At 58.8% G+C, this 26,658-nt stretch carries 23 protein-coding genes; 7 read left to right on the plus strand and 16 right to left on the minus strand.

Annotated features, from left to right (window positions below):
* Positions 1–42: 42 nt before the first annotated feature.
* From FFR93_RS08500 to FFR93_RS08510, 3 genes are all read left to right on the plus strand, one after another.
* A complete protein-coding gene (locus FFR93_RS08500; RefSeq protein ID WP_138392908.1) occupies positions 43–1,230 on the plus strand; it encodes a YcaO-like family protein in 1,188 nt (395 codons plus the stop codon).
* Entirely contained in the window at positions 1,227–1,934 is a 708-nt protein-coding gene (locus tag FFR93_RS08505) for a TfuA-like protein (protein ID WP_138392909.1), read from the plus strand. The genes FFR93_RS08500 and FFR93_RS08505 overlap by 4 nt, the downstream gene beginning before the upstream one ends.
* A 102-nt stretch (positions 1,935–2,036) precedes the next feature.
* The gene (locus FFR93_RS08510; RefSeq protein WP_064705899.1) at positions 2,037–2,285 is read left to right on the plus strand and encodes a hypothetical protein; all 249 of its coding nucleotides are present in this window, start codon (positions 2,037–2,039) and stop codon (positions 2,283–2,285) included.
* A 152-nt stretch (positions 2,286–2,437) separates the two neighbouring features.
* On the opposite strand, the gene FFR93_RS08515 is transcribed toward FFR93_RS08510, so the two are convergent.
* From FFR93_RS08515 to ampC, 9 genes are all read right to left on the minus strand, one after another.
* Positions 2,438–3,217 (minus strand): DUF6030 family protein, encoded by a 780-nt coding sequence (locus FFR93_RS08515; protein ID WP_348640320.1) that lies wholly within the window; start codon positions 3,215–3,217, stop codon positions 2,438–2,440.
* Between the two features lie 363 nt (positions 3,218–3,580).
* Entirely contained in the window at positions 3,581–3,787 is a 207-nt protein-coding gene (locus tag FFR93_RS08520; protein WP_064705897.1) for a hypothetical protein, read from the minus strand.
* Positions 3,788–5,006: 1,219 nt separating this feature from the next.
* On the minus strand, positions 5,007–6,125 hold the full coding sequence (locus FFR93_RS08525) for a glycosyltransferase family A protein (protein WP_138392910.1): 1,119 nt from the start codon (positions 6,123–6,125) through the stop codon (positions 5,007–5,009).
* Positions 6,122–7,873 (minus strand): ABC transporter ATP-binding protein, encoded by a 1,752-nt coding sequence (locus FFR93_RS08530; protein WP_138392911.1) that lies wholly within the window; start codon positions 7,871–7,873, stop codon positions 6,122–6,124. The genes FFR93_RS08525 and FFR93_RS08530 overlap by 4 nt, the downstream gene beginning before the upstream one ends.
* Positions 7,866–8,936 (minus strand): glycosyltransferase family 2 protein, encoded by a 1,071-nt coding sequence (locus FFR93_RS08535; RefSeq protein ID WP_138392912.1) that lies wholly within the window; start codon positions 8,934–8,936, stop codon positions 7,866–7,868. Before FFR93_RS08535 ends, FFR93_RS08530 begins: the two co-directional genes overlap by 8 nt.
* A gap of 7 nt (positions 8,937–8,943) precedes the next feature.
* A complete protein-coding gene (locus tag FFR93_RS08540) occupies positions 8,944–11,949 on the minus strand; it encodes a trifunctional glycosyltransferase/class I SAM-dependent methyltransferase/polysaccharide deacetylase (protein WP_138392913.1) in 3,006 nt (1,001 codons plus the stop codon).
* On the minus strand, positions 11,943–13,121 hold the full coding sequence (locus FFR93_RS08545) for a glycosyltransferase (RefSeq protein ID WP_138392914.1): 1,179 nt from the start codon (positions 13,119–13,121) through the stop codon (positions 11,943–11,945). Before FFR93_RS08545 ends, FFR93_RS08540 begins: the two co-directional genes overlap by 7 nt.
* A gap of 144 nt (positions 13,122–13,265) precedes the next feature.
* On the minus strand, positions 13,266–14,246 hold the full coding sequence (locus FFR93_RS08550) for an NAD-dependent epimerase/dehydratase family protein (RefSeq protein ID WP_138392915.1): 981 nt from the start codon (positions 14,244–14,246) through the stop codon (positions 13,266–13,268).
* A 373-nt stretch (positions 14,247–14,619) separates the two neighbouring features.
* The gene (gene ampC / locus FFR93_RS08555; RefSeq protein WP_138392916.1) at positions 14,620–15,774 is read right to left on the minus strand and encodes a class C beta-lactamase; all 1,155 of its coding nucleotides are present in this window, start codon (positions 15,772–15,774) and stop codon (positions 14,620–14,622) included.
* A gap of 134 nt (positions 15,775–15,908) precedes the next feature.
* Between ampC and FFR93_RS08560 the strand changes: the two genes are divergently transcribed.
* Positions 15,909–16,784, plus strand: coding sequence for a LysR family transcriptional regulator (locus tag FFR93_RS08560; protein WP_138392917.1), 876 nt, complete (start codon positions 15,909–15,911; stop codon positions 16,782–16,784).
* Between the two features lie 41 nt (positions 16,785–16,825).
* On the opposite strand, the gene FFR93_RS08565 is transcribed toward FFR93_RS08560, so the two are convergent.
* Both FFR93_RS08565 and FFR93_RS08570 read right to left on the minus strand, forming a co-directional pair.
* Positions 16,826–17,818, minus strand: a complete 993-nt coding sequence (locus tag FFR93_RS08565; RefSeq protein ID WP_064711414.1) for a sugar-binding protein — start codon at positions 17,816–17,818, stop codon at positions 16,826–16,828.
* Positions 17,819–17,865: 47 nt separating this feature from the next.
* Positions 17,866–18,846 carry an NAD(P)-dependent oxidoreductase gene (locus tag FFR93_RS08570; RefSeq protein WP_138392918.1) on the minus strand — a complete coding sequence of 327 codons (981 nt, stop codon included), beginning with the start codon at positions 18,844–18,846 and terminating at the stop codon, positions 17,866–17,868.
* A gap of 242 nt (positions 18,847–19,088) precedes the next feature.
* On the opposite strand from FFR93_RS08570, the gene FFR93_RS08575 reads away from it, so the two are divergent.
* Positions 19,089–19,832 (plus strand): ATP-binding cassette domain-containing protein, encoded by a 744-nt coding sequence (locus tag FFR93_RS08575; RefSeq protein WP_064705886.1) that lies wholly within the window; start codon positions 19,089–19,091, stop codon positions 19,830–19,832.
* A 33-nt stretch (positions 19,833–19,865) separates the two neighbouring features.
* Positions 19,866–20,864 (plus strand): ABC transporter permease, encoded by a 999-nt coding sequence (locus FFR93_RS08580; protein ID WP_138392919.1) that lies wholly within the window; start codon positions 19,866–19,868, stop codon positions 20,862–20,864.
* Between the two features lie 90 nt (positions 20,865–20,954).
* Here FFR93_RS08580 and FFR93_RS08585 read toward each other — a convergent pair whose 3' ends face one another.
* From FFR93_RS08585 to FFR93_RS08600, 4 genes are all read right to left on the minus strand, one after another.
* A complete protein-coding gene (locus FFR93_RS08585; protein ID WP_077989933.1) occupies positions 20,955–21,281 on the minus strand; it encodes a GYD domain-containing protein in 327 nt (108 codons plus the stop codon).
* Between the two features lie 125 nt (positions 21,282–21,406).
* Positions 21,407–22,204, minus strand: a complete 798-nt coding sequence (locus tag FFR93_RS08590; protein WP_138392920.1) for a DUF1236 domain-containing protein — start codon at positions 22,202–22,204, stop codon at positions 21,407–21,409.
* 101 nt (positions 22,205–22,305) lie between these two features.
* Positions 22,306–22,701 (minus strand): DUF1236 domain-containing protein, encoded by a 396-nt coding sequence (locus FFR93_RS08595; RefSeq protein WP_064705882.1) that lies wholly within the window; start codon positions 22,699–22,701, stop codon positions 22,306–22,308.
* Positions 22,702–22,831: 130 nt separating this feature from the next.
* Entirely contained in the window at positions 22,832–23,104 is a 273-nt protein-coding gene (locus FFR93_RS08600) for a BON domain-containing protein (protein WP_138392921.1), read from the minus strand.
* Between the two features lie 264 nt (positions 23,105–23,368).
* On the opposite strand from FFR93_RS08600, the gene FFR93_RS08605 reads away from it, so the two are divergent.
* On the plus strand, positions 23,369–23,650 hold the full coding sequence (locus FFR93_RS08605) for a DUF982 domain-containing protein (RefSeq protein WP_138392922.1): 282 nt from the start codon (positions 23,369–23,371) through the stop codon (positions 23,648–23,650).
* Between the two features lie 978 nt (positions 23,651–24,628).
* Here FFR93_RS08605 and FFR93_RS08610 read toward each other — a convergent pair.
* On the minus strand, positions 24,629–26,605 hold the full coding sequence (locus FFR93_RS08610) for an acyltransferase family protein (protein WP_138392923.1): 1,977 nt from the start codon (positions 26,603–26,605) through the stop codon (positions 24,629–24,631).
* Positions 26,606–26,658: the final 53 nt, after the last annotated feature.

Consider the following 26,658-nt stretch of genomic DNA (forward strand, 5'->3'; position numbering starts at 1 on the left):
GCGGGCATTCTGACGGACCGATCCATATATTCCGACAGGATTATATCGCCGCGGGAAACTCTTTCCCGCGTCGAGCCTTTCTTGGCACGGTTCGGCATAACAAGAGTTGCGAGACACACCGGGCTTGATGACGTCGGAATTCCGGTCTGGTGCGCCTATACTCCGAATTCGCGATCAATCGTGATTGCTCAGGGAAAGGGTCTGACCGATGTCGACGCCAAAGTGTCCACCGTCATGGAGGCCCTGGAACGGGCAGTTGCCGGCGAACCTTTCGTCGATCTCGTCCTGAGTACCTCGTTGGGTCTGCAGACGATGGGGCACAGGATTGATACGCTGGACTGCCTGATTGCGATGCATAAACCCGATCTCGGCCCGGACGAGGAGACGGAATGGGTGGCCGGCATCAATATCCTAACCGGAGAGACGATTTATATCCCTTTTGAAGCGGTGTTGCTCGACCGCACTTACGATGCGCGATACTGGATGTCATCGGACGGCCTGGCATCAGGAAACAGTGTCGAGGAGGCGGTTTTCCATGGCGTGCTCGAGCGGATCGAGCGGGACGCGCATGTGCTGTGGCAGGTTGGCGGGGAACCGGATCGTTATGCCGGCTGCGTCGACCCTCGCGGTTTCCAGGACGATGCACTGACCGGGTTGATCGACAAGATCGAAAGGTCAGGATTGGCGCTCAGGCTCTTCGATATTACCAGCGACATCGCCATTCCCTGTTTCACTGCCATTCTGGGGCCACGGGATGCCGTTCCAGGCCAGCGGGATCGCCAGTGCGCCAGGGATATCCGCCTTGTCGAGGTGACCGGCGGTACGGGAGCCCATCCGTCTCCCGTGCGCGCGGCCATCCGGGCGGTAACGGAAGCCGTGCAATCGCGGCTCACTTATATCAGCGGAGCCAGGGACGATATTTCTCCCGTCACGTTCTCAAGGTCCTTGCCGCCGCTGATGCGGCGGGCCTTCGACGCAGTTCCCGTCTCGCCGGTCGCCGGTCCTGTCACTGGTGGAACGCCGGAAAATCAGGATCTAGCGCATTTGCTGCAGCATGTGCTGGACGCCTTGCGAAACAGAGCGATCGGTTCGGTGATCGTCGTTCGCCTCAGCGACGAAACGCTTCCCTTTGGCGTCGTCAAGGTCGTCATCCCGGAGCTCGAAAATCCGGAAGGGCAGCGTGCTCGCCCGTTTGGAACAAGGGCGCTCGCCAGGGCGATAGGCTTTTGAAGATCATTTTCGCAGGTCCCAGTCTTCCCGAAGCGGCCTCACTTGCCGGCGGGTCGATACGCGTCCTGCCGCCAGCCACGCAGGGCGATGTTCTGGCAACAGTGGATCAAGGTGCCAATGTCATCGGCCTGATCGATGGCGGCTTCGAATACGCCGCCCCGGTTTGGCATAAGGAAATCCTCCGTGCTCTTTCGCTTGGTGTGACGGTTCTCGGAGCCGCAAGTATGGGCGCGTTACGTGCTGCGGAATGTCATTCGTTCGGGATGATCGGGATCGGCCGCATTTTTGAAGACTACCGTACGGGCCGGTTGGTCGACGATGCCGCCGTGGCGCTGGTGCACGCGCCGAGCGCTCTGGGCGGCAAGCCGCTGACGATACCGCTCGTCAATGTCAGCGCCACGCTCGATGCCATGGAAAGGAATGAGTTGCTCCCCGGTGGGTTGCGCCAGGTCATCGAAGATGCCGCAAGCGCGATATTCTTCAAAAGACGGACGTGGCGGGCAATCGTCGAGCAATGCGCTGGCATAGCCGAGCCGGATCGCCCTCACCTCCTCGCCACCCTTGTCTCGCATTCCGTCGATCAAAAACGCATCGATGCCCTTGAATTGCTGAAAGCAGTGCAGTCAGCAGCTGACATTCGCGTGGATGCCGATTTGTCCTGGAAACTCCACGAAACCTCATTCTCCACACGGCCTGCATTGTGAAGGGAGAACGACGACAGTCACCGGGAGTTGTGTCACGCTTTTTTCACGGGCTCGACCACGTCAGCCCGCGTATCATTCCTTCAATTCGTTGGAGAAATGGGCATGGGCGTGACATCGGCTGCTAAAGTAAATGGGGATCTCGGGGCGGAGGACGGTCTGGACGAACTGGTCGCACTGGCGAGGATGATCGCCTACGCGCGACAGGTTGCTCAGGATGTCAAACTGCAATTCGCCACGAATTGCCTTGATCTTGCTCTTGAGGCCGTGAAGCAGGAAGTCGGGGAGGGGCTGACCAGAGACTTGGCTGAATTGAGCTCTCCGGTTCCGCTGGTGAGCATAAGAAGTCACTGATGTGAGCTTTCGGGGGTGAGATGTTTGTAGCCGCTCATTCAAGCGCTCCGTTCACCTGCTCGGCGAGACGCTCTCATCGTTGACGGTCGCTGGAGCTGGCTATTGCAGTGGCAGTTCAAGCTCGATCTCGGATCGTGACTAGTGCTTACGCGTCATTGAGCGCAATTGGCTGATGCGGACGTGACCAAGCGGTTCATGAGACCGAAATTTGCAGGAACACTGCGGGGAGTTCTCGTGACTAGCCATCGGTCTGTCGAAAAATAGGCCTTGGTCCTCATCTGCGATGCTGAGGTCGCCTTAATGCCAAGAGCAAAATTAAAGCTATTTTCGCTGCCGGCGTCGCGGGTGAAGGTAAGATAAGCGCCGAATCGTTCGTATTCAACATCGCTAAGGTTTTGGATCGACGTAAGCGCGTCCCCAAAATCCGGCCAGCACGCCCGCTTCACAATGATCTCGAAAATGCGCAGGACGGCCGGGGCGAGATGTCCCTGTGCATCTGTCTTCGGTCCAATGATCTTGGCGCGGATCTCAAGAATTTCACCAATTTCATTTCCACGAACCTTAACGAAGGTCGAACTGATCGGTCGTACCTCGTCCCGTTCGTAGATGCGCTGAAAATAACATTCGTAATTGCGATTGCGCATCGATGCGGCTTTCCATTCGCTCATCTCGATGCCGGCCTCTCGAAGACCGCCGCAAATATTTGGCCCCGAGACCAGCCACCTCCGCAGAAACTGACTTGCAAGCTCCAGCTTGGGGACCTCGGTCAGATGCCGCGATACAGTTATCGGCGGGAGAGGAGAAGGAGCCGCCGTATCGAGGGCTGTGCGTGGTGATTGGGCAGTCTTGTTAAGGCTCTGGTGTTCAAGGAGTCCGGCAGGATCGACGGGGCGGATTTCACGGTAATAAGCAACGATACTTGCAAGAAGCAAAATGGGTATCAAAAGCGCTGGCCAAAGCAGCCAGCCGTGGTTGCTCGCGAACTTCCGATGCCGAGGTCGGCTATCGCGAGGAGGACCGACTGTTGGTGGCACTTTGCCCACGGCGTTACCTCGCAAGCTCGCGACCACGGGTGTCGGTCGGCGCGTGGCCAATCAGCCCGTGCGGCGAGTCATTCGGGAGCGAGCAGCGATGTGAAAGCGTACAGTCGACTCACCTTCGAGTGATTTTGATGTCGAGCGTAACAAGCGTCAAGAATGGTAAGGAGTTTCGTTGACGTTGTCTCCGGGCAAGGAGACGGCGGCTGTTTGGTTTCAGCGGTTGTCTAATGATCGGCCGGGTGGCCGATCCTGATCTCAATGGGTCAAATCGCGCTTCTGGGCCAGCAGTAATATGTAGTCGTCGGCAATGTCCGCGATGGCCATTGCGACTTCCGCTGGATCGCACCCCTCGACCTTCGTGTTTGCAATGAACTGATAAACCGCCTTCTCAATCTGTTTCCGGCAGATCATCACGCGTTCATCATAACCAAATTCCGGAATCTGCGATGCCATATCACTCATCAGGTCGGCTCCTCACTACTTGCAGTGACCATGACACAAATTATAAGTTGAGCAAGCAAATGCTTTATGAAAGGTTAATTCGATGGCGGGGTGCGACCATTTCGACACAGGTTGGAACGTGGGGGCATTCAGGCTTGGTGAATGAGGCCAGCTCTTTTGTGCAGGAGGACTGATTGTTCTATGTCGGGAATGGTGAGCGTCTCTTACGCTGAGGGTGGTCTTCGCCTAGAGGATCTTCGCCTGGAGGGTCTCCGCCATCTGACGAGCTTGTATTGACCGATCCAAGGCTGACCTTACATCGGTCTGGTCGGCGGCCTGGCGAACAGTTCAACCCTTTGATTTGTCGGCATATCAAAGTCCAAACTCGCCTCCACACCCGATATTCTTTGATGCTGAATTGCCTTGCCAGTCTTCGGTACCGACGCGGTTCCCGGAGACCGGTGGATCATCGTCGTGGCGGCCTCTTCTATAGACCGGTTGATCAACGCGTTTGCGAGAAAGCAAAGCAGGAATGAACGGCAGAAGTTTTGTTCTCGAAATGAGTTTATTCCCGATATTTTCAGGGAAAAATCCAATAACTCCACGACAGGTGAGGTATAAGTATGGTTTCATCAAAAGGTAAAAATGAAGGTTTCACATGCAGGTTGTGTTTCAATATCAACTAAAAGGCGAATAAGCCTTGCCTAATAATGATCGGCGGATGTGGTGGTGTTTAGATTAAAAAGACGACATGCTGATCTATAACTGAAAATAATATCGTCTGCGTGACGCCTCTTTGAAATCAGCCAGTTTTCTCCTGAAGCAAAAGCGGCGTTAGTTCCGGTGTCGAGCGAGATGTTAGCGCAGTAAGAGAAGGAGCGACTGTCCTTTCCTGTCGACATCACAGATTTTCTCAGCCCATCTACACAGACCAGTATTACCATCCGATGCAGGATCTATCTGCACCAGCCTGTCGCCTCGCAAGGTCGAGGACCCGTCGGGGTGGTGACGGGCCCTCGGATTAGATTGCTTGCACAGTGCGAGGCTATAATTGCTTTTAAAGTTGATTATGTCACAGATTATTATTGGGGCAATTACGATTTCCCACACTTTATTGTCAAACTCCTATCGGCATCGGCGAGTCTACTGAATTTTACTTCAAAATTATGGGGTGATTGCCAGTTGAGTGGAAATGCCGAGCTTTGAAGGCCTCTTCGTTTTCCTCAATTGCGGAGATGCTCTATCTCCTCGCGATCGCAGCGGACTTTCCGCCGCACCGGTCGATCTCCGACAAACGCCTGAACAGGGACCTCGTTCGGAAACGGGACCACCCGCCGACCAGAGGGATAAGGGGATCCAAATCCTCGAATTTCTTGAAATATTGTTGCTTGGATTGCTTGATCGGCCAGACTTTGAACAACGCCTTGTTTGCGGCTCTGATAGCTTTCGAAACGATCAGTTTGATGACGACCCCTGCTGCAAGCAGCGGGCTATGATGGTAGATGTGTTTAAGTGAGGCTGCGGCGCTGCGCCAATCTCTCAAAGCTGCAAATTTCGAGAACGCATAGAGGTGAGCCGAGGCGCGGGCGCAGCTGACAACGAAAGCGGGAAGTCCCGGATTGCGGGCGGCACATTGCTCAGTCACCGCCAGAAGCGATCGTGCCATTCGGGATCTGTCGGCAGACATGGCTGCAGAATGAACGCGATAACCCACCAGGCCGAGTGGCACCGCCTCGATCTTGAAATGCTCGGCGGTGCGGAGCTCGAAATCAAAGTCTTCGCATCCTCCGATGCCCCGCTTGGCATAGCTCGAATCGTAGCCGCCGATCTTGTCTATGACCGCGCGGCGCACCATGAAGCCGCTGCCATTGCCGACGAAGCGGAAGACGAGGTGACGAATGAGAATGGATTCCCGGGCGCTGAGCGACGAGCCCGACTTCGTGCAATATCCCTCGGAATCGATGAGACGGTGAAGAGCATAGACCGCACCCCAGGTGTCGGGCAGGGGATGAAGTGCTGACAGCATTCTCTCGATATAAGTGGGATGCCACAGGTCGTCCGCATCCAGGAAGGCGATATAGCCTGCTTTCGATGCTTCGATCCCGGCATTGCGGGCTGCGGCGACGCCACGGTTTTCCGTCGACAGAAGTTGGATCCTTGAATCCTCTGCTGCAAAGCGCCGACAGATGGACGCCGTCTCGTCCGTCGAGCCGTCATCGACGACAATGATCTCCAGCGCCGTGTGTGTTTGATCGATGACGGATTGAAGCGTCTGGGCGACGTAGTCTTCGGCATTATAAGCGGGGATTACGACTGCCACGAGAATCCCCGATATGGGTGACATCTCCATCGCCGTCACCCAAGCTTGGATGTGGATGCGAGCATTGGCGGGCGAAGATCTATCTGGTTCTTCATCAGCTTCGCGACAGCGGGGCGATGGCTGACGACGATCAGTGTTCTGTCAGCATCTTCCTGGATCGCCGAAAACACCCGCATCTCGGTATTTTCGTCAAGCGCGCTCGTCGCTTCGTCCAACAGCAGGATTTGGGGTCTGCCGGCGAGTGCGCGCGCCAGGCCGATCCGCTGCCGTTGTCCACCCGAAAGCCGCACCGCCTCGTCGCCCAGCCATTCGTCGAAGCCTTCCGGCAGATTCTCGATGAATTCCGTGGCGCAGGCGACATCGGCGGCCCAACGGACGTCCTGCTCGGAGATATCGCGACGGAAGCGGATGTTGTCGTAAACCGTGCCCTCCATCAGCTCAACATCCTGGCCCGATACCGATAGCAGTTGCAGCCAGCTGGATCGATCAAGGGTTGCCAGATTTCGACCGTCGATCGTGATCAGGCCTCGCGTCGGCTGAATGAGATCGAGGATCATGTTCAGAATGGTCGTTTTGCCGGAGCCGCTCGGTCCTGTCAGGGCCGTCGTTTCACCTGCTTTGATCGAAAAGTTGAGGTTGTGAACAGCCGGTGCGGTCGCATGCTCATAGGTGAACGAAACATCGTGGAAGACGATGGCTTCCGAGAGCCTTTTGACCGGCTCCCCCTGCAAGGCCTGTTTGGCGTCATCCTTCTCGGAAAGCAGCGCCAGCACGTTGTGCAGGGACGCTTCCATCTCGTAAAGACGCAGGATCTGGGAGTCGAATCCCTTGATATGGGGTTGAAGCCTGTAAAGGAGGATCGTTGCAGAGAGCGCTGCCTTGAAATCGACTGGAAGGAATTGCGAAGAAAGGATGATTGTCAGGATGACCGCAAAAGTGAGGACTTCGCTCACCAGTGAGGTCGTCGCACCCATCCAGTCGGACCTGCGCCAGGTGTGGCCCACGTCCCTCGAGAGCTCTTCGAACAACTTTTGGTGGCGCTTTTCGAGGCCGAAGCTTTTGACGGCTTTTAAGGTCTGCAGCGTTGTCCAGCTCAACTGCGTCAATGATTCCACCGCGGCGAGCGCTGAAGCGCCTAGACGGCGATAGGCACCGGCGAAGAACCCCAAAGCGAAATTGTGAATGCAACCGAAGGCGAGCGCCAGTACGGCAATTGGCCACGCCATGACAAGCATGCCCACGCCGAAGATCACGATGGTGCCGAAATTCACTCCCAGACGCACAAGGCTGGCGTGGGCTGACGATACTGCATAGGATTCAGTGGCGATGACGTTAATCAGGTCGCTGCGCTCATAACTCTGAAAGCGCTGGAAGGGGATGGTCAAGACTTTGGCATAGAGACGATCCCGCATGGAGTCGCTGATCTGATGGTTAACGGCGCTGTCAATCAGGGAATTTACAAATCCCAAGGAGATTCTGAGGAGAATGGAGCCGATTAAGATGCCGATCAGTACCGGTTTCGACAGACTGAGATCGACTCCGCCGAAAAACGCCGGCAGGGATGCGCCGACGCCGGAAGCTTGTTGGCCGAGGAGAAAAACCAGGCTGACGAGCAAGGTAATTCCGACCATCTCTGAGAATCCCGTCAGAATTCCCAGGATGATCATGACAGTCATCTTGAGCCGCAGCGCCGGCACGAGTTGCCGAAGCTCACGAAAGCGAGCCGCAATGACCATGTTGTACGCGTTGGTTGGCCGGGAGGAAGCGGATTGTCGCATTCTATGCATTGTCGGTCATCCGCGAACGCGTCGGGCTGAGCAACTCCCCGATCGGCACGAAACGATCGCTGAATGGCGTGCCAGGTTGCGGAATGGCTGCCCCTGCAAAGACATTTTTCGGAGCCGAGGGCTTTCCGAGAAGGCGCTTTGCAACGCGGATGCCATGACGTTTCACCTGGCGAAATCGCTGTTGCAACCCATGGGCGATCAGCTGCGGGGAGTATTCCCTCGCCATCATCGGCGCCAGCTTCCTGACCTGGTTATAATCGCGCGCGGCAAAGGCTCTGTTGAAATACCAGCGCGCCGTGTTGAATTTTGCCGCCCGGATATCGTGCGCCAGATGCGGATAACGCTTGATGATCGGTTCCATCACCAGAGAGTGAGATTTTAGCATCCGAAGGGCATTGCTCGACATGTTTCCCCTGGTGAAGCGATAACCCGTGAGAAAATCGGGAGCCAGGGCGAAGGGTAATGTCTCTGCCAGCGCCAGATAAAGTTTCAGGTCCTCGCAGCCTTCGGCGCCACTGTCGCGAAGGCCTGCGTCATAGCCGCCGCAGCGGATGATTTCCTCTCGCGGCATCAAGGGTGTGCTGCCATTGCCGATGAAGTTTTCGCGCAAGAGAGGTTCGAAGATGTTGCCTTGATGGAGGACCGGGCGCGAGTGGCCGAAAATGATTCCGTTTTCGTCGATGGCTGCATACCAATTATAGGCGACACCCTTACCCTCGGGAAGTTTCCGCACCGCCTGGAGCTGGAGCTCGAGCTTGTGGGGATGCCACACGTCATCGGCATCGACGGGGGCGATATAAACTCCGCGCGCTTCTCTGATGCCGTGGTTGCGAGCACGCGCCACCCCGCCGTTGACCTGGGTGAGAACGCGGACACGATTGTCCCTTAGACGATAGTCATGCGCGAGCTCGAGAGTGCCGTCGCGGGACCCATCGTCTACCACGAGAATTTCGAGCCGGTCATAGGACTGGTTCGAGACGCTCGTCAGCGTCTCCAAAAGCGTCTTCTCGGCATTATAAGCCGGTATGACGACGGTGATGAGCGGGATGGCTGTGGTGGTCATGGCTTGGTCATCCGATAAAGGCGCCCGGCAGGCCGATGAGATCAGGAAAGTCTTCAAGGGGGCGATCCCCGCGCACTTCGAGGCGCGGGAGAGCGTAAAGGTTATCGGAGAAGGCGGCCGTTGCCGGACGGGTCGTGAAGGCAATCGCGTAGCCGGCCTGCGCCAGAATGCCGGGGACGCGGAAATCAGTCGCCCCATAGGGCAGCGCGATGGCGTCAGCGCTGGCTCCAAGTCGGCACTGCAGGGCATTTCGCGACACCATGGCTTCGGCGAGCAGGTCTTTGTTATCCATGGCGGTCGCAGGCGCATGCGATGCCAGGTGGGAGCTGAAGCTGACACCTTGTTCATGCAGGGCCTCAATGTCCGACCAGGACATCAGCGGGGCCGGCTCGCCATAGGCGCAATCCCAGTCTGACCGACCACCAACTTTGTCGGTGACAACAAACACCTCGGCTCGGAAGTCATTCTCGGCAAGGATGGGGAAGGCGTGCGTCCGGAAGTCCAGGTAGGCGTCATCGAATGTCAGCATCACCGGGCGGCCTTGAATCGGTTTTCCGCTTCGCAGAAGAGTGGCCAGGGTCTCAGAGGTCACCGTGTAATAGCCTTGCCGCCGGAGGAACTGCATCTGTTTGCGGAAGACTGCTGGCGGCGTGCGAAAACGTTGGAGTGCTGCCGGGCCTTTGTCCGCAATCCTGTGATACATCAGAACGGGAACGGAGCTCGTGACCTCGGTCTCCCACGCAACCTCGCGTTCTACACCGGCAGGTCCCCAGATGACGTGTTTTGCGACATCCGCGTCCAGTGGACTTCCGTGCGTCTCGGTCCGCAGGACGGGAGCGGCCGTCGCGGGTCCTCTCCGAAACCGATGGATGGCGTAAAGATCTGTCTCGATCGATTCTTCCAACGCAAGCCCGATTTCTTCGGCAAACACCTTCTTGATCGTCCCGACGCCAAAAGGGTTGCCCCAGTCGAATCCGGTCCGATCGGCTTCGTCCCTGCGGATATGCGCATGAGCGGTAATCAGGTAGCCGTTCGGCTTCAAGGCCGCCGCCATCTTGCGGCAGACGTTTGCCAGCGTCTCCTCGTCCTTCATGTAATAAAGGACTTCGGAACAGACGATCAGATCTTGTTCGCCCGGGAGATCGTTCTTGACGAAGTCGAGAACGTAGAGCTCGACGTTGCGATGGTCGTGACATCGATCGATCGCTCGATCGATTGCCCGCTGGGAAATATCAGTCGCCGTGAGATGGGCAACCCTCTGCGCTAGCTTGTCGGTGAATATCCCTTCGGCGCAGGCGAGTTCGAGAGCTTTGCCGATCCCTTTCGGGATCAGGCTTAATGTCTGCTCGTACTTGACCTGCTCGTAGACCGACACGTAATTCCAGGGGTCCGGGCGTTCGAATATATGCTCCCAATAATCTTCTTCGGACTGAGGGGCTGCCGTTTGTGTTCCTTCCTTTGGGCCTGTATTCGAAGCTTTTGCAAGCCGCGGGCTCAGGCCGCGTCGGAGATCCCGCAGAACCTCGGACAGCCGGGCGTCATTGTCCTGTTCGTCGCCTGGCGCCGTGGCAAGGAGGGCATTGCCGGCGATGCGCGCCAACAGCCTTTTCAGGCGTCCTCGACGGCGGCCGTCCCTTATGATGAGACCGCCGATGGCCCTGAAGCCCCGCACTGCTTCCGTCGTCCAGGAACGGGCATAGGCAAGCGTCGTCGGCGTCTGTAGATGTTCGACCGCTTGCATCTCCTTCATGATCAGCCTGATCTGCGCCCGGATCGAAAGATCACCCCAGAGCGGCCCCACGAAGGAGCCGACATGCTGTTCGCCTGAGAAGGCGTGCATGACAAGTGTGTCGGCCCGCTCGGCATTGGGAATTCTGGAAAGCGCGCCGAGCTCGACGCTGACAACCCTGACATTGCCGAGCGTAAACGATCGCAGAAGATTTCCGGAGGATATTTGCCAGGCCGCGGCCTCGATGATCTTGCGACCGGTGCCGGGCAAGGAATGACGCTGAATCAGCTGGATGAGCAGGAGGAAAATCGGCTGCCATTTGGCAAGCGCATCGATCAAATCGTCGGCCCGCTCGGGCAAAAGCCCCGTCTCCAAGCCGTGCAGAATGACGCCGGCAAAAAAGCTCTCATAACCCGCGGCGTCCGGCATTTCGGGGAGGAACGCGGCAAGGGCTGCAATATCCATCGCCGGATCGAGTTTTGCCGCAACGACCCAGCAGAGCATCCGCAGTTGGCTGACGGCGGGCGTAATCCAGCCGGCCTCCGGCCCCTCGGCCAACAAGCCTTCCTGCATGCGGAGCGCTTCTCCTTTCGTCGTCACGCGAATGGCGTCACGCACCATTTTGAAAGGATCGCCGGAGAGAGAGCCAGTCTTCATTCGATAGAAAGCCAAGCAAGCGTCGACACGGCGGAATTCGGCGCCCGCAAAAGCCATACGCAGCCAGAGATCCCAGTCCTCGCAGGTCTGCAGGGTCTCGTCCATGCCTCCTATTCCCTCGAAGAGGCTCTTGGGAAAGACGACGGTATGAATGGCGAGCGCGCAGAAGGACGAGAACTCGCGCTTGGCGGCGTCGCCCGCAAGGACGGGCGGCTGCTCCACCCGCATCATGCGCCCGTCCGGGGCCACCCTGCGATAGGCGCAGAAAGCGATAACGGGCCGAGATCCATCCTCGGCCACTGGTTGCATGTTTTCGATGAAGGTCGAATCTAACCAGTCGTCGGCGTCGAGCATACAGAGCAGGGGCGCGGCCGCCAGACGCGCGGCATGGTTTCGCGCTGCCGCCGCACCGGCGTTCGGCTGGCGGACGGGGAGAATGCGGACGTCCGTTGCGGCGATGCCTTGAAGAACCTCCCAGGTGCGGTCGCTCGAACCGTCGTCAACCACCACCGCCTGCCAATTCGTCCGCGTCTGCCGCTGCAGGCTGATGAGACATTCTGCGAGCGTATCCTCTGCATTATAGGCAGGGATGAGGAAGGAAATATCCGGCGTCGCGGCGCTCACCATGCGGGCATCTTCCATCGGCGCAGAACGTAGAGCGCGCCATTGATGCTTCCGAGCATTTCCTGCCTCAGAAAGAAATCGTTCGACGTGGCACCCTTGCGCAGGCGTTTGCGCAGCCGTCCGGCATAATATTTCGGAAAGGAAATGAGGATGCGCCGCAGATTGGCGCGGTTGCCGGTGTTCTGATACTGCACCAGCAGGGCCGCGACATGGCCGCTCATATATTGGTAGATCTGCCTGGCGAGTCCCTTCATATCCTTGCGATGAAAATGCCACGACACGGCGGTCGGTTCATAACGGCAGACATGGCCATGATGAAGGAGCCGGTTCCAATATTCGGAGTCGCCGGAACAGCCGGCGGCGCCCATGTCCAGGCGAACGTCGAACAGGCCGATCTCATCGAAGACCTTGCGGCGGAAGGCCTGGCTTGCGCCGGCGCCGATCGTCCAGACCGGCGCGCCAAAGCGCGCATGGCTGTTATAGAAATCCTTGGTGAAATCCTGCCTGATATAGCCTCTGCCGAAACTCCAGTGTTTTTCGAAGATGAATTGCGCCGGGGTTGCGAGTTCTCCGGGAAGGATCAGGCCGGTTACGCAGCCGATGTCCGGACGGTCAAACGCCTTCATCAGGTTCTGCAGCCATTCCCGGTGGAGGACCACATCGTCGTCGGTGAAGGCGACGAATTCGGTTTTTGCCGCACGGATGGCGGCATTGCGGGCATGATCCAGCCCGACCCGGTCTTCACGGACGTAGGTTGCGCCCGCTTCCTCGACGACGCGACGGGTCGCGTCCCCGGCGGAGGCATTGTCCACCACGATAATTTCGACAGGACGAAGCGATTGTTCCGGGATCGAAGCCAGGCAACGGCGCAGTTCCTCCGGCCGGTCCTTGGTGCAGATAAGAATGCTGACGTCGCGATTGTTGAGGGGAGTTTGCGCTACCTGGCGCGCATGGTCGAGCGTAACGCGCTGGACGACACGCTCAGCCAACGCAGATGCTTTCTCAGGCGCTTCAACATAGGCCTGTCCGACAGGAAGGCCATCCGACAGAAAGACAGCAAGCCCTTCTGAAAGGGCGGGCGAAACGGCATCGACGTCAACCGAGGCGAGATCGAGATAGTGAATTGGTACGGGAAAATTTATGTCCTTGAGATCAGATGGAATTAGTACTCGCATCAACACACTCTCGATCGCACCTTTGAGCTCTGCGCATCGCGCCTCATCAGGATCGATCTCCGGAAAGCACGATGCGTTAGTTGAGGAAATCGGAGCAACCTTCGCGAGTCCGGAAGGACGCGGCGAGGCTCCGACGGGCCGGCATCAACGATGCGCGCTGCGCAGCCTTGATGATTGCTTGTCGGCCTTCATTCTCTCCTTGAACCATTCGAGCGTCAGGGCCACGCCTTGTTCGTAACTGACCTTGCACGACCATTCGGGCATCACGTAGTTTGCCCTGCTGAGGTCCGGCCGACGGTTGGTGGGATCCTGCGGGGGTGACGGCTCGAAAACGATCGGCGCGCCGCCGACGAGGCGGGAGACATATTGCGCGACCTCGAGAACCGAGATCTCGCGATCGTTGCCGATGTTCAAGGGCCCCTTATAGTCAGTTTCGTTTATCCAGAAATAGCGGGCGAAGCCGTCGACGATATCGTCGACATAGCCCCAACTGCGGGACTGGAGACCATCACCGAAGACGGTGATCGGCCGGCCCGAAAGCGCCTGGGTTATGAAGTTGGAGACCGCACGCCCATCGTCGGCGCGGGTGCGGGGGCCGTAAATGTTGAAGGGACGGATGACCTTGACGTCAAGCCCCTGGGTGCGCTGCATCTCGAACAGCAGCGATTCCGTGCAGCGCTTGCTCTCGTCATAGGAAGAGCGCGGCCCGGTACAGTCGACCTGACCCTTGTAGGATTCCGGCTGCGGCGAGACCAGCGGGTCGCCATAGACTTCGGAAGAGGAGGTGAAGCCGAAGCGGCCGCCTTTCTTCAGGAGGTCGAGAAGTCGCATCGCCCCAAGAAGATTAGCCGAAATCGTTCGCTTCGGCTCCTTCATATACCAGGGCGGCGATGCGGGAGAGGCAAGATGGTAGATTTCGTCGAATTGATCGGAGGTCTGCAGGGTTTCGACATCCGATTTCACGAAGTGGAAACGCGGGTCCCGGATGTGCTCGATGTTTTCAAGAAGTCCGGTCCAAAGATTGTCGACAACTACCAGTTTCTCAACGTCCGTCCGGAGTAGAAGTCGGTCGCACAGATGCGATCCAATGAACCCCGCTCCGCCCGAAATCAATACAGTTTTCATTTGCATTGCCCCTGATGACTTAAAGAAAGGTAATTGTTTATTAGCATTCCCTATAAGGGCTGGCAATTGCTTCGAGAAATTCTAAGAAATACTCGCGCGTTAATCTTAATTATTCATCTGCAATACCCACGGTAGTATCACCAAGTTTACTGCGGGCCGAGGTTGCGGACTCCGGGACATATGCTGTGTCCGGCTCGGCCACAGCATATCCGTCAGCCACCAAGCGTTCTCTATCACAAGGGCACAGTCGCGCATCGGGCTAAGGTCCGACTCGAGACGAGCACTTTGCGTTCGTACGTTGCCCTCCGTGTGCTTCAAATACGCGCGGACAGCTGGCTCCGGCGTCCGTCACGCCGACTGCGCCTATTTGCGATCAGTCGGCCGCAAGTGCGGTCAATATCTGATAGGCCGCGGCGATCCGATCTTCGTTGGGATAATTTTTGTTGGCCAGGATGGCGATTCCAAGGCGTTCCTTCGGAATGAAGGCGACATAGGCCCCGAAACCGTTGGTCGAGCCTGTCTTGTTGATCCAGACATCGTCACGCGGTTTCATCGGCGGCCGTAGTTCAGACACAGGAATGGTCTTCAGCATCGCGGCCGAATTGCCCTCGAGCAGGCTCGCCAAAACCGCTGGATAGGCATATTGCTCCCAGATCAGATCCTGGGTCATCGCCCCGACGCTGAAATATCCGGTATGGGTCCTTGCAATCGCCTGCTGCAGCGTGCCGTCGAGCTTGACCAAGCCCATATTGGCGCCGACGAAGCGGACCATGTCGCCGGCCGTGGATCTTACGCCGTAGGCTTCAGAGGAGAGCAGGGCCGGCGTCAGCCGCGCCGGTTCGCCGGTGCGCTTATATCCTTGAGCATAATCGGCGAGCCGCGACTTCGGCACATTAATATAGGTGTTCTTCAATCCGAGAGCGGCAAACAGTTTGCCTTCCATCAGGGCGGCGAAATCGTCGCCCATGGCTTTGGCGGTGATATAGCCCAGCATGCCGATGCTCGGATTGGCGTAACTTCTTTGCGTAGCAGCCGCGTAGGAGGGCTGCCAGGCTGCGAAATAGGAAAGCAGCTGCTTTTCGGTCTTCACGTCGTCGGGCAGTTGCAGCGGAAATCCGCCGGCGGCATGGGTTGCGAGATCGATCAGTTCGACCTCGCCGAACGGCTTTTCCTTCATCGCCGGCAGATATGTGCCCACCGTGTCTTCAAGCGAAAGTTCGCCCTTCGCTTCAGCGTAAGATGCCAGCGTCGCGGTGAAGGTTTTGCTGATCGAGCCGAGTTCGAAAAGCGTGGTCGGCGCCACCGGCCTGCCCGTCTCCTTCGATTCGACGCCATAGGTGAAGACATGCTGCTCTCCGTCGACGATGATGCCGAGGGCAACACCTGGAATGGCGTTTTTATCCATGACCGGCTTGATCGCGGCGTCGGCGATCGCCTTCACTTTCGCGGCATCGGCGGCAAAGCCGCTTGTGCAGGTGCATGCCGAGATCAAGGCGGCCGATAAGATTCCTATCCCAACCTTCTTCATATCAATTATCTCCAAATCGTCAGGGCGGTCGATACAAGCGAAAAAAATGCGCCCGGGAAGGGGATTTAGCTGCCCTGTTTTATGACGACAAACGATGATATCTCGCAGCAGCCATAAGAATTTCTAGGGCGCACATGGTTCGGCAATTCCTTCCCCTGAACGGCCTCAGAGCCTTCGAAGCCTCCGCGCGGCATCTGAGCTTCACCCGCGCCGCGATCGAGCTTTGCGTCACCCAGGCGGCCGTGAGCCAGCAGGTGAAAGGCTTGGAGAAGCGGTTGGGGGTGGCGCTTTTCCAGCGCCTCCCGCGTGGTCTGAAGATCACCGCGGAAGGCGAGGCGCTGCTGCCGACGGTGACCGCCTCCTTCGACCAGATGGCGACGACGCTCGACAGGATCGAGGCCGGGCAGGTGCGCGAACTCATGTTCCTCGGCGTCGTCGGAACCTTCGCCGTCGGCTGGCTCCTGCCGCGGCTTGCGGATTTCCAGCGCCGGCACCCCTTCATCGACCTGCGGATTTCCACCAACAACAACCGCGTCGATCCGGCGGCGGAAGGGCTCGACTTCGCCATCCGTTTCGGCAGCGGCTCATGGCACGGCACGGAGGCGCGGCGCCTGTTCGAGGCGCCGCTTTCGCCGCTCTGCATCCCGAAACTCGCCGACGATCTCCGATCGCCGGCAGACCTTGCCGGGGCGACACTGCTTCGCAGCTACCGGACGGACGAGTGGAGCACCTGGTTCCAGGCCGCAGGCGTGCCGCCGGCCGACCAGGTCAATGCCGGCATCGTCTTCGATTCCTCGGTCGGCATGATGGAGGCGGCTCTCCAGGGGCTCGGCGTGGCGCTCGCCCCACCCGCGATGTTTTCACGGCACCTTTGCTCGGGCGCGATCGTCCAGCCCTTCGCCACAGCCATCTCGCTCGGAAGCTACTGGCTGACACGCCTGCAGTCGCGGCCGGTCACGCCGGCCATGCGCGCCTTTTCGGACTGGATCTTTTCGCAAGTCGAAGGGTAATCCGGGGAGCGCCCACCGGAATGGGCGCTCCGATTGAGGCGTCATTTCTGGATGCAGGTGTCGACCGTGTCCTTGGTGCACTCGTCGAGCCCGGTGAAGACTGGATCCTCGACCGGCTTGCCGGCGATGAGATCCATCATCACGCTTGGCGCCTTGTAGCCCATTTCAAAGGGCCGCTGGCCGACGAGCGCCGTCACCAGACCTTCCTTGGCGATCGCCACCTCTTCGCCGATCGTATCGGCGGCGCCGATGACGAACTCGTTCTTGGCGATCTTGTCAGCCATCGGCTTGAACAGGTCGCGATAGGGCTGCGGTGCGCCGAACAACGGCCAGCCGCCCATGATGCCGAAGGCGTCGAGATCGGGATTGGCGGCGAGGATGTCGGTCATCGCCTGCACGCCCTTGGCGCCGTCGTCATTGGTGAAGACTGGGCAGCCGGCCACCTCGGTCCAGCCGCCTTCGCCCTTCAATGCGGGGAGATCCTTCTGGCCACTCAGCGTATCGCGCATGCCCTGGGCGCGGCGCAGGATGTTGTCGGCGCCGGGATTGCCTTCGATGGTGCAGATCTTGCCGCCGTTCGGCTTGGCCTTCTTGATGTATTCGCCGATCCTCGCCCCCATCAGATAGTTGTCGGTGCCGAGATAGGTCTTGCGCAACGCAGAATCTTCCGCCGCAAGATCCGCATCGAGGGTCATGACGGGAACGCTCGGATTTGCCGTCTTCAGCGTCTGGGCGATCAGCTTGGCGTTGGACGGCGAGATGGCGATTGCTGCCGTATCGGCCTTGCCGAGCATATCCTGGACGATCTGCGCCTCGCCGGCCTCGTCCGAAGTCGATGCCGGGCCGGTATAGAAGCATTCATATTCGGCCGAAGCGTTTTCCTTGTTCCACTTCTGGCAGCCCTGGTTGATCGCCTCGAAGAACGGGTTGTCGAGGCCCTTGACGACGATGACGAGCTGCTTCTTGGCGGCCATGGCCTCGCCGGCCGTGAACGCCACGACTGCAGCGGCAGCCAGCAATAATGCCTTCCTCATAGCTTCCTCCCTTTGTGGAAAGACGGGCGCCTTCGCCCGCCCTGTTATCAACCGGGATACCAGACGATACGAGGCTCCTCCCCCGAACGCCGGTATTCCCAGGCTGAATCGATGAGCTTTTCCAGATCGTAGACGGGGCGCCAGTCCAACAGGAACTTCGCCTTGCTGTTGTCCATCCAGTTCGAGTGATATTCGCTCGAGATGTCGACGGAGCCGAGCCCGCGCGTGCGGGCGAGATAGGCGGCGACCTCGCCGTAATCGACCGGCCGGTCCATCGCGATGTTAAAGAGCTGGCCCACGGCGCGCGGATTGTCGATCGCCGCCATTATCGCGGAGACCAAATCGTCGACATGGACGAAATTGCGCTTCAGCGGCTGCCCGTCGGCGTCGCGCAGCAGCGGCACCGTGCCGTCACGCGCGTAACGCGCCGCATCGGCCGGCGGCACCAGGCTCTTCCAATCAGGCCCGCCGAAGACATCGTCGCCGAAGGAGAGGGTGAACTTGAAATCGTCTTTCTCCATGATCCAGGGCGCGCGCAGGCAGCAGCTGTTGATGCCGTACTGGATGGCGAATTGCTCTAGCATCACCTCTTCCAGCACCTTGGAGAGCGCGTAGCAGCCGGGATAGGCGCGATGCGGCGTCTTTTCGGTCACTGGCCCGTCATGGCGATAGAAGAAATGGCCGATGCCGGCATCGCCGCCGATGAGAATGAATTGCCGCGCTGTGGGGCTTAAGCGAAAGGTTTCGAGCAGCCAGAACAGCCCCTTGACCGTCACGTCGATCACGTCGTCGGGCGTTTCCTTGCAGGTGGCGAGATGCAGCACATGGGTGACACCTTGCATCGCCGCTGCAACGACGGCGCTGTCGGCGATCGAGCCCTTGACAACATCGATACGGTCCGTCTCTTCAAGCACACGATTGTGGCATAGCGCGCGAATGCGTGCTTTGGAAAATCGCGGCTCGTCAAGCAGCCCAGTTATGAAGCGCCGCCCGACCTTGCCCGTAGCCCCGGTGACAAGGATCAGCATGCTCTCTCTCCCAGCAACAGCTAATATCTACGCGTTTGCGGCGTCAATCGGTATTTGCGCGGCGAAGTAGATTTTTGCTTTGGCGGCCCCTTTACGCGGACAATTGATTGACGATTCTTCAGGCATTTGCGTAAATGAACATAATCGCTTTTCCGGGAGGAGCTTGGCAAAGCGAGATCGTAGGCGTCTGACGGCCAGCGGGCCGCGGCGGCAAGTCTGCGGTATCAGGGGAGGGTGGTCGGCTGGCAGCGGTTCTCGAACTCACCAATATTTCCAAGCATTTCGGCGCCATCCAGGCGGTCAACGACGTGTCGTTCACGCTCGAAGCCGGCCAGGTCGTCGGCCTGATGGGCGACAACGGCGCCGGCAAGAGCACGCTGGTCAAGATGATCGCCGGCAACTTCCGGCCGAGCGAAGGCACGATGCGGCTGGACGGAAAGGAAATCGTCATGCATCGGCCGGTCGAGGCGCGCCAGCATGGTATCGAAATCGTCCATCAGGATCTGGCGCTCTGCAACAATCTGACGGCAGCCGCCAACGTCTTCCTCGGTCGGGAGCTGCGCCGCGGCGTCGGCCCGTTCCGCATCCTCGATTACAAGACGATGTATCGGCGGGCCGGCGAGATCTTCAAGGAGCTGAAATCGGAAACCCGCCCGCGCGACCTCGTCAAGCAGATGTCGGGCGGCCAGCGGCAGGCGGTGGCGATCGCCCGCACCATGCTGTCGGAGGCGAAGATCGTTCTGATGGACGAGCCGACGGCCGCGATATCGGTCCGCCAGGTGGCTGAGGTCCTGAATCTCATCCGCGAGCTGCGCGACCGCGGCATCGCGGTCGTGCTGATCAGCCATCGCATGCCCGACGTCTTCACCGTCGCCGACCGGGTGATCGTCATGCGCCGCGGCCGCAAGGTCGCCGACAAATCGATTGCGGCGAGTTCGCCGGAGGAAGTGACGGGTCTCATAACAGGCGCCATCGAACAGGTTTGAGCGGCGCGCCACGGGCAGAAAAGAAGGTCAGCAATGGCAGTTACCCTCGATCAGACGATTGCGCAGAGAGAGCGAAGCCGGCTTTCGGAGTTCGTCGGCAGCCAGACCTTCTGGGTGCTGATCGCCGTCATTCTCGCCTGCATCTTCCTGTCCTTCGCCACGGATTCCTTCGCGACGGCGAAGAACCTCTATAACATCACCCGAAACGTCACCTTCGTCGCCATCATCGCGCTCGGAATGACGCTCGTCATCATCACCGGCGGCATCGATCTCTCGGTCGGGTCGGTGCTCTGCCTCTGCAGCATGGTGCTCGCGGTCACCATGAATGCCGGCTACAGCATCGAAATCGGCATAGCGGCGGCGATCGGGACGGCGCTTATCGTCGGCGCTTTCAATGGCGTGATGATCGCCTATCTCGATTTCCCGCCCTTCGTGGTGACGCTCGGCATGCTGTCCATCGCGCGCAGCCTCGCCATGGTCGCCTCCAACAACACCGTCGTCTTCCAGTTCGGGCCCGATCATGACCAGCTCCTGGCGCTCGGCGGCGGCGCCTGGTTCCTCGGCATTGCCAATCCGGTCCTGTATATGATCGTTCTGGCGCTTCTGACCGGCTTCGTGCTGCGCTGGACGCGCTTCGGCCGCTATGTTTTCGCAATCGGCGGCAATGAGCATGCCGCCACGCTGACCGGCGTTCCCGTGCGCCGCATCAAGGTCGCCGTCTACATGATCTCGGCGCTGTCGGCCGGCATTGCCGGCATCGTCCAGACCGGCTGGCTCGGCGCCGTCACCACCAATATCGGCGCCGGCATGGAGCTCCAGGTCATCGCGGCCGCCGTCATCGGCGGCGCCAATCTCGCCGGCGGCGTCGGCACCGCCTTCGGCGCCCTCGTCGGCGCGGCGCTGATCGAAGTGATCCGCAATAGCCTCGGCCTGCTCGGCATCAACGCCTTCTGGCAGGGGACCTTTATCGGCGGCGCGATCGTGCTGGCGGTGCTGTTCGACCGGATCCGGAATTTCAGGCAGAGCGAGTAGGCTGCGGTCCTGCGACAGCAGCATGCGTAAACAATGAGCTGAAGCGCGAGCGGATCCGAAAGGTCGCGGCGCGCTTGATTCTGCCGCTGCCTACGCTGCCGGCGGGCGGTACCGGATCGACTTTGCCTTTTCCAGGGCCCGGATCGTATCCTCGACATCGAGGAGCACAGTGGTCTCGATCGAGCTCAGCGCGCCGCCGGCCCCAATGGCGAGCGTCACGGCCGCCATCGACACGTTGTCGGGCGCCTCCCATAAATTCCACCCGTCATGCTCGCCGAAGGCGTACCAGAACCCATGGAGTTTGCCGCCCACGGATTCGATGTAGCTGCGTGCCGCCTCGCGGCGATCCTCGGGCTTTTCGATCATGCGCGCCCAGGTCTCGGGCGTGTAGCTGAAGCGTGTGAGATACATGGCCATGGTCTGCTTCCTCCGCCAGACCCGTCAAGTAAACGCTCAAGCCGGGAGGAACGCGAGTCACTCAATGTGCGTACACAGGGGTGCGGGCCGGCGGCGAAAACGGCGCCGCCGGGACCTCCTGCTGGTTACGCCGTGATGATATAGACGATCGTCAGAGCATCGGGATCGACGATGACGATCCGGCCATCCGCAAGGATGAAGAAGCGGTAGCCTTCATATTGCGGAAGGATCTTCACGACGCGCGGCGGCAGCGGTTCAAGCCGCACTTTCTGCGGGATTTTCACCCCGACGGAGACTGTGAAGTCCACTTCCTTCACTGGCTCGACACGCACCTCCTTTACGACAGTGCGAATTTCCGTCTGCTGCTCGACCGAGATGTTGACGTTAGTCGTGGTGTTCGTCTGGTTGTTCGTCGTCGTGCTGCTGTCGACATTCGTTTCGGACGAGCTCTTGTTTGTCGTCGTCGCGTTCTGATCGGCCGGCTGCTTCGCATCGCCGCTCTGCGTGGCAGCGCTTCCGCTCGTGCCTGTGGTGGCTGCGCCGCTGCTATCCGTGCTGCCGGATTTGGCGGCGGGCTTCTGTTCAGTGGTCGTACCGCCGCTGGCATCTTGCGATCCGGATGTAGTTCCCGCCGAAGATTTGCTATCCGTCGAAGGCTGCTCGGCGCTCTTCTCAGTCTCGGAACCCTGGCCGGGCTGCTGCTGCGTCGACTGACCCTGCGGGCAGGCTCCGGAAGCGTCGGGGGTGCACTCGGCACCCGTCTGGCCGGAGCCGGCCTGCGAACCGGAATCCGTGCTTTGAGAACCGGACTGAGTCTGGCCGCTCTTTTGGGTGTCCTGCTGGGCCGCGGCCGGCAGTGTCGCAAGCGGCGATACGCTGAGTGACAGCGCTGCGACAAGCATGGTGAGGTGGGTGCTTTTCATCATCAATCTCCGAAGTTTGGACGCGCGATCCCGCCCGCATTCCCATGCGTCGCATGCGCGCCCCTGATTGTCTGGAATGGCGGTCCGGTGCCGCCGGTCGGTCACTCGATGACCTGGATGACCGTCCGCGAGGAAGGTTCGACGATCACACGCTGATCGTTGACGATCGCATAGGCATATTTCGGATCATCCGGAATCGGCGTCACGACGACGGTCTCCGGCAGAGGCTGCCCGACGACGACCCTTTCCTTCACCACGATGCGTTCAGCAGGCGCCGGAGCCTGCTCGACATAGGTCACCACCTTTGGCGGCGGCGGATCGATGATGCTGCCTGCGACGCCGCCGACAATGCCGCCGACAGCAGCGCCGACCGGGCCGCCGACGATCGCGCCCGTTGCCGCGCCACCGACTGCACCTGTGACCGTCGACTGTTGCGCAAAGGCAGAAGCCGACGCCAGCAGGACGCCGGCGGCAGTTGTTACTGCTTTGATATTCATTTGTTTTCCTCCTTTGGCGCGGTTTGTTCCGCTGGAGGTTGCAACTGGCAAATGGAGGATGTGTTCCAGGGCTAGGACTTGAGGCCGGGGCGTAGCCGACCTTAGTCCTAGCCCAATCGGTTTCCGCTAGCTATTGCGTCGGGAAACGGCTCAACATCCGGTCGTGCACGTTCTCTTCACCGACGATCATTGCCGCAAGCGAAATGGCTTTTTCCCGGTCGGCAGGCTTCGTTATATAGCCTTCGAGCAGCACGACAGGACCGAGCATCCTCACCTCGATGGCGCTGCTGTCGATGTCGCGATCAGCGGAAATGGCCGCTTCGATCGTTGCGATGGTCGCTGCCGAACTGTGGCCTTGCGGGCAGCGTTCTTCATGGCTGTTATTATCGGGGCCGAATTTCATCTCCTCCTCCTGTTCCGCCCCTCCACGGATCTACAAGTTACATGAAGCTAATATAAATAGCGGGTGCCGGCCTGCCAGTCCGACTTAGGTCCGGCTTCCCCCCGCCATCATTTGCCTTAGATGCTTCCCGTCCTGTTGAAGGGACATCGGGAAGGTCTTGGTCGCTCTCGCCAACGCCAGCGGCACATCCCGGCGAAGCGTCAATCTGGCGATCCCGTTCTCCAGCGGATGGAGGCTTCTTGTGAGGTTAAGGAACGAATGGCAATGCAGGCAGTCGGTATGGTGGATTGGCGCAGAAGCGAAGATTTCGCTCCTCTGATGCTTGTGATGAGCGGTCAGGAAGAGCACAGGCTGGTTCGGTCATTGAGTGATGTTGCCGATGCCCTGATCAACGGCTGGCCGACGGGCGATGGCCGAGAATATATAGCGGCTGTAAAAACATGCCTCGATGCCATCCAGGGCAATATCCCGCCAGATGTGGCGCGCGCCGCACTCATTCTCGCTGCGGAAGAAGCCGGTATTCCCGTGATTGCGGTTGCCCACTGAGCTGGCAAGCTTCTCCGCGCCATCGGCATCCGCGCATTTCGTTCCGGCAACCAGCGCGCATATGAGAAGGCAGCTGTGACAAGACTGCGAGGTATGCCGATGTTGAAATATCTTCTTCTTGCCGGTGCCGTCACTTTGGTTGCCTCACCCGCGCCTGCCGATCCCTACAAGGACGAGAGCGGCAAAGGCTCTTACCACGCCTTGGATCCCCGTGACGATTCCTGGCGCTATTCCTTATTCCCCGCGGACATTTGCCGCCGCCGGGGCGCTGCCGGGTCTGGTTCGATGATCGTCCTGCCGGCCATCAGCCTGCGCCGACAAGCTGTCGTGAGGCGCAGCGATCAGTTTATCGCTATGGCGGTCGGATCATCTGGGGCGGCGAGCGATAGTCGGCTTACCCGGGCACACCCGGATCGTGGGACGATGTCCTGAGGGATTGTTGGATCGCACAGAGTAACAGGGGTGCGCGCGGAGACAGGAGAGCTCCCTCTGCGCGATCCGGAGCGATTAACGGCCGCGGGTGGCAAAGAGTTGCGGTACGGTGCCGTACAGAACAAAGTAACCCTGAAAAAAGGCCCCGTTGGATTGGCGGGGCCGGTAAGGTTTGGAAAGGACAGATGCGACCTCGGCTAAGCGACGATCACATCCACTCTGCTAACGAACCTGCTTTGAAGAAGTTCCTTGGATTCTGCTCATTATTGCTTCAATTCGGCAGCCAAGATAATGGATAATTATCTTTGACGTCGCTCCTATTGAGTTGAACAGTTCACCATTTTTCCGACGCTGCGATAAGTGATAAATTTTCAACCAGACATCGCATATCTAAGCTTGTCGGCGTTCTTCATCACGTCCGCGGTTTTGCAATCTGAGAGTATTCTTTCACGCATGCCACTGAGTGGACGCAGAACTACATGGTGGCTCTACCGCTTCCAGCGCAATCAGAGCCGGCAATACTGCCCGGCGTCTCGCCGCTCAATCTTATGGAGATGCCGAAGACGTCGGACCGTCGTTCGGCTGGGAACTTGCAGTTCGTTCGGATTGTCTGGCGTGCGGCGGCACCAGGAAATCGAGCAGACCGTCGACCCGTAGGTCGGCGGTTCTCTTTTCCAGAATGTCACCGATCAGGGTTGTCAGAAATTCCGCTGTCAGATGGTTCCAGTCTGTGATGAACGGAACACCCCTGCTGCTGGTGAGGCATTTCTCCTTGTTGTAATCGCAGTGAAGCTTGACGATGTCGACGTAGGTGAATGCAAGGTCAGATGGGAAAAATGGCAGTTGCTCCAAGGGCTGGTTGGCCGGCGGATAGCTCGCTTCCCGCAGGCATATGGAGGCATCGGATTTTCTCTGAAACATGAGCCCCAGGCACGACTGCGATTCCTCGAGCTGGAAATAATTTCCGAAAACGAAAACTCGCGCGTTATCCGAGTGGCTTTTCATCCAGGAAATAAGCTCGAACCTGAAGGGGTTGACGGTGTACTCAAAAGGCCGAAGGCTCGTAAGGAAAATCGCTTTCGTTCGGCTGAGCAATGCTTTGTCGTTGACGTATTTTTCGAAGGGAATGCAGTACTGATCGTAAATGCTGGCGCGAGAGGGGGCCTTGACGATATCGTTCTTGATCTCGACCAGGCAGTTTAAGTAGCTGATTGACACGATTTCATACCGGTCGGCATCGATGTAATTTTTCAGCGCGATTGACCAGTTTCTGGCGTGCGAGTCCCCAATTATGAAAATAATGGGCTTCCCAGGTTGGATGTCGTTGTTCAGGCTGTGAAAAGTGCTTTCGAGCCGTGCTTCGTTCGTCTGCGCGAGAGGTGGATAGACTTCATCCAACCTGTGGGGAAAGCCCGCCATAGAGACTGCTGACACGACAGCAGCCGTGATGGTTGCCACTGATGAGCTCAGGGTGATCCAGAGAGCGCGGCTTTTCCTGGTGTGGCGAAGGGGCTTTTCGACGACGACAAAGCTCACGACCGCGACCAGGACCGTGACTGCGACGGCAAGAAACTTATCGCCATTGCTGAAGTGCAGGTCTGTCTGCCGCCAGAAGGCGAAGATCGGGTAATGCCATAGATATAAAGAGTAGGATACCAGTCCGGTGAGCGCCGCAGGCCGAGAAGCCAACAGGCGCCCGACTGCGTTCTGATGGCCGGCGAATGCGAGCACCAGACAGGTCCCGATGACTGGGATCGCAGTCAACAGGCCGGGGTGAACCGTGCCCTTTCTGAACAGGATGAGCGAACCAAGAACGAGTACAAACCCGGCTGCCGCGAGCAAAGGCCGAGGCCGAGTTCGCCCACGCCTCACCTCGTGATAGGCGAGAAGTGTTCCGGCCAGCAGTTCCCAGGCCCGGGTGAGTGGCGAGTAAAAGGCCTGTTGCTGATCATACCGTACCGTTACGACACACAATACAAAGCTGAGGGATGCCACCAGCAACACGCACGGCAAAAACCTTGATCTCAGGTATCGGCGCACGATCAGCAATAAGACCGGAAATCCGATATAAAATTGCTCCTCGACGCTCAACGACCAAGTGTGCAGAAAGGGCTTGAGAAGGGTGCTGGGCTCTCCGTACAAAGCCGCCGTAGAATAGAAATAGATATTCGATCCAAACAGGAGCGACGAGCCTATGGAGTTGGCGTAGTCCAGGAGCTCCGACGGCAACAACAAACAGTAGGCGAAGGGCATTGTCGTGAGAACGACCGCGAACAGCGCGGGCAGGATTCGTCGCGCTCGCCGGGCATAGAACTTGAGGAAATCAATGCGCCCTGTAGCTTCGAGTTCTGTTAGCAAGATTTTGGAGATCAGGAAGCCGCTGATCACAAAAAATACATCGACGCCAATGTACCCGCCTCGAAGCAGCGTGCGGCCGGCGACGGTGAACTCGGCGTGATAAAGGATAACGGCTATAACCGATATGGCCCTCAAGCCATCGATCTCTGGTCTGTAAACCTTCAATGTTAGCGGCCTTCGATATCGAGAGCGTCACTTGTCGCGCGCAAGATTGGCGC

Origin of the sequence: Rhizobium sp. MHM7A, from assembly GCF_005862215.1 — a bacterium.
Taxonomy (GTDB): Bacteria; Pseudomonadota; Alphaproteobacteria; order Rhizobiales; family Rhizobiaceae; genus Rhizobium; species Rhizobium bangladeshense.

Coding starts and splice junctions, on each gene's coding strand:
- FFR93_RS08565 (WP_064711414.1), bottom strand. CDS start 17,818: ATGAGGAAGGCATTATTGCTGGCTGCCGCTGCAGTCGTGGCGTTCACG.
- FFR93_RS08540 (WP_138392913.1), bottom strand. CDS start 11,949: ATGGTGAGCGCCGCGACGCCGGATATTTCCTTCCTCATCCCTGCCTAT.
- FFR93_RS08580 (WP_138392919.1), top strand. CDS start 19,866: ATGGCAGTTACCCTCGATCAGACGATTGCGCAGAGAGAGCGAAGCCGG.
- FFR93_RS08600 (WP_138392921.1), bottom strand. CDS start 23,104: ATGAAATTCGGCCCCGATAATAACAGCCATGAAGAACGCTGCCCGCAA.
- FFR93_RS08550 (WP_138392915.1), bottom strand. CDS start 14,246: ATGAAAACTGTATTGATTTCGGGCGGAGCGGGGTTCATTGGATCGCAT.
- FFR93_RS08510 (WP_064705899.1), top strand. CDS start 2,037: ATGGGCGTGACATCGGCTGCTAAAGTAAATGGGGATCTCGGGGCGGAG.
- FFR93_RS08535 (WP_138392912.1), bottom strand. CDS start 8,936: ATGACCACCACAGCCATCCCGCTCATCACCGTCGTCATACCGGCTTAT.
- FFR93_RS08545 (WP_138392914.1), bottom strand. CDS start 13,121: ATGCGAGTACTAATTCCATCTGATCTCAAGGACATAAATTTTCCCGTA.
- FFR93_RS08560 (WP_138392917.1), top strand. CDS start 15,909: ATGGTTCGGCAATTCCTTCCCCTGAACGGCCTCAGAGCCTTCGAAGCC.
- FFR93_RS08530 (WP_138392911.1), bottom strand. CDS start 7,873: ATGCATAGAATGCGACAATCCGCTTCCTCCCGGCCAACCAACGCGTAC.
- ampC (WP_138392916.1), bottom strand. CDS start 15,774: ATGAAGAAGGTTGGGATAGGAATCTTATCGGCCGCCTTGATCTCGGCA.
- FFR93_RS08605 (WP_138392922.1), top strand. CDS start 23,369: ATGCAGGCAGTCGGTATGGTGGATTGGCGCAGAAGCGAAGATTTCGCT.
- FFR93_RS08570 (WP_138392918.1), bottom strand. CDS start 18,846: ATGCTGATCCTTGTCACCGGGGCTACGGGCAAGGTCGGGCGGCGCTTC.
- FFR93_RS08595 (WP_064705882.1), bottom strand. CDS start 22,701: ATGAATATCAAAGCAGTAACAACTGCCGCCGGCGTCCTGCTGGCGTCG.
- FFR93_RS08585 (WP_077989933.1), bottom strand. CDS start 21,281: ATGGCCATGTATCTCACACGCTTCAGCTACACGCCCGAGACCTGGGCG.
- FFR93_RS08590 (WP_138392920.1), bottom strand. CDS start 22,204: ATGAAAAGCACCCACCTCACCATGCTTGTCGCAGCGCTGTCACTCAGC.
- FFR93_RS08520 (WP_064705897.1), bottom strand. CDS start 3,787: ATGAGTGATATGGCATCGCAGATTCCGGAATTTGGTTATGATGAACGC.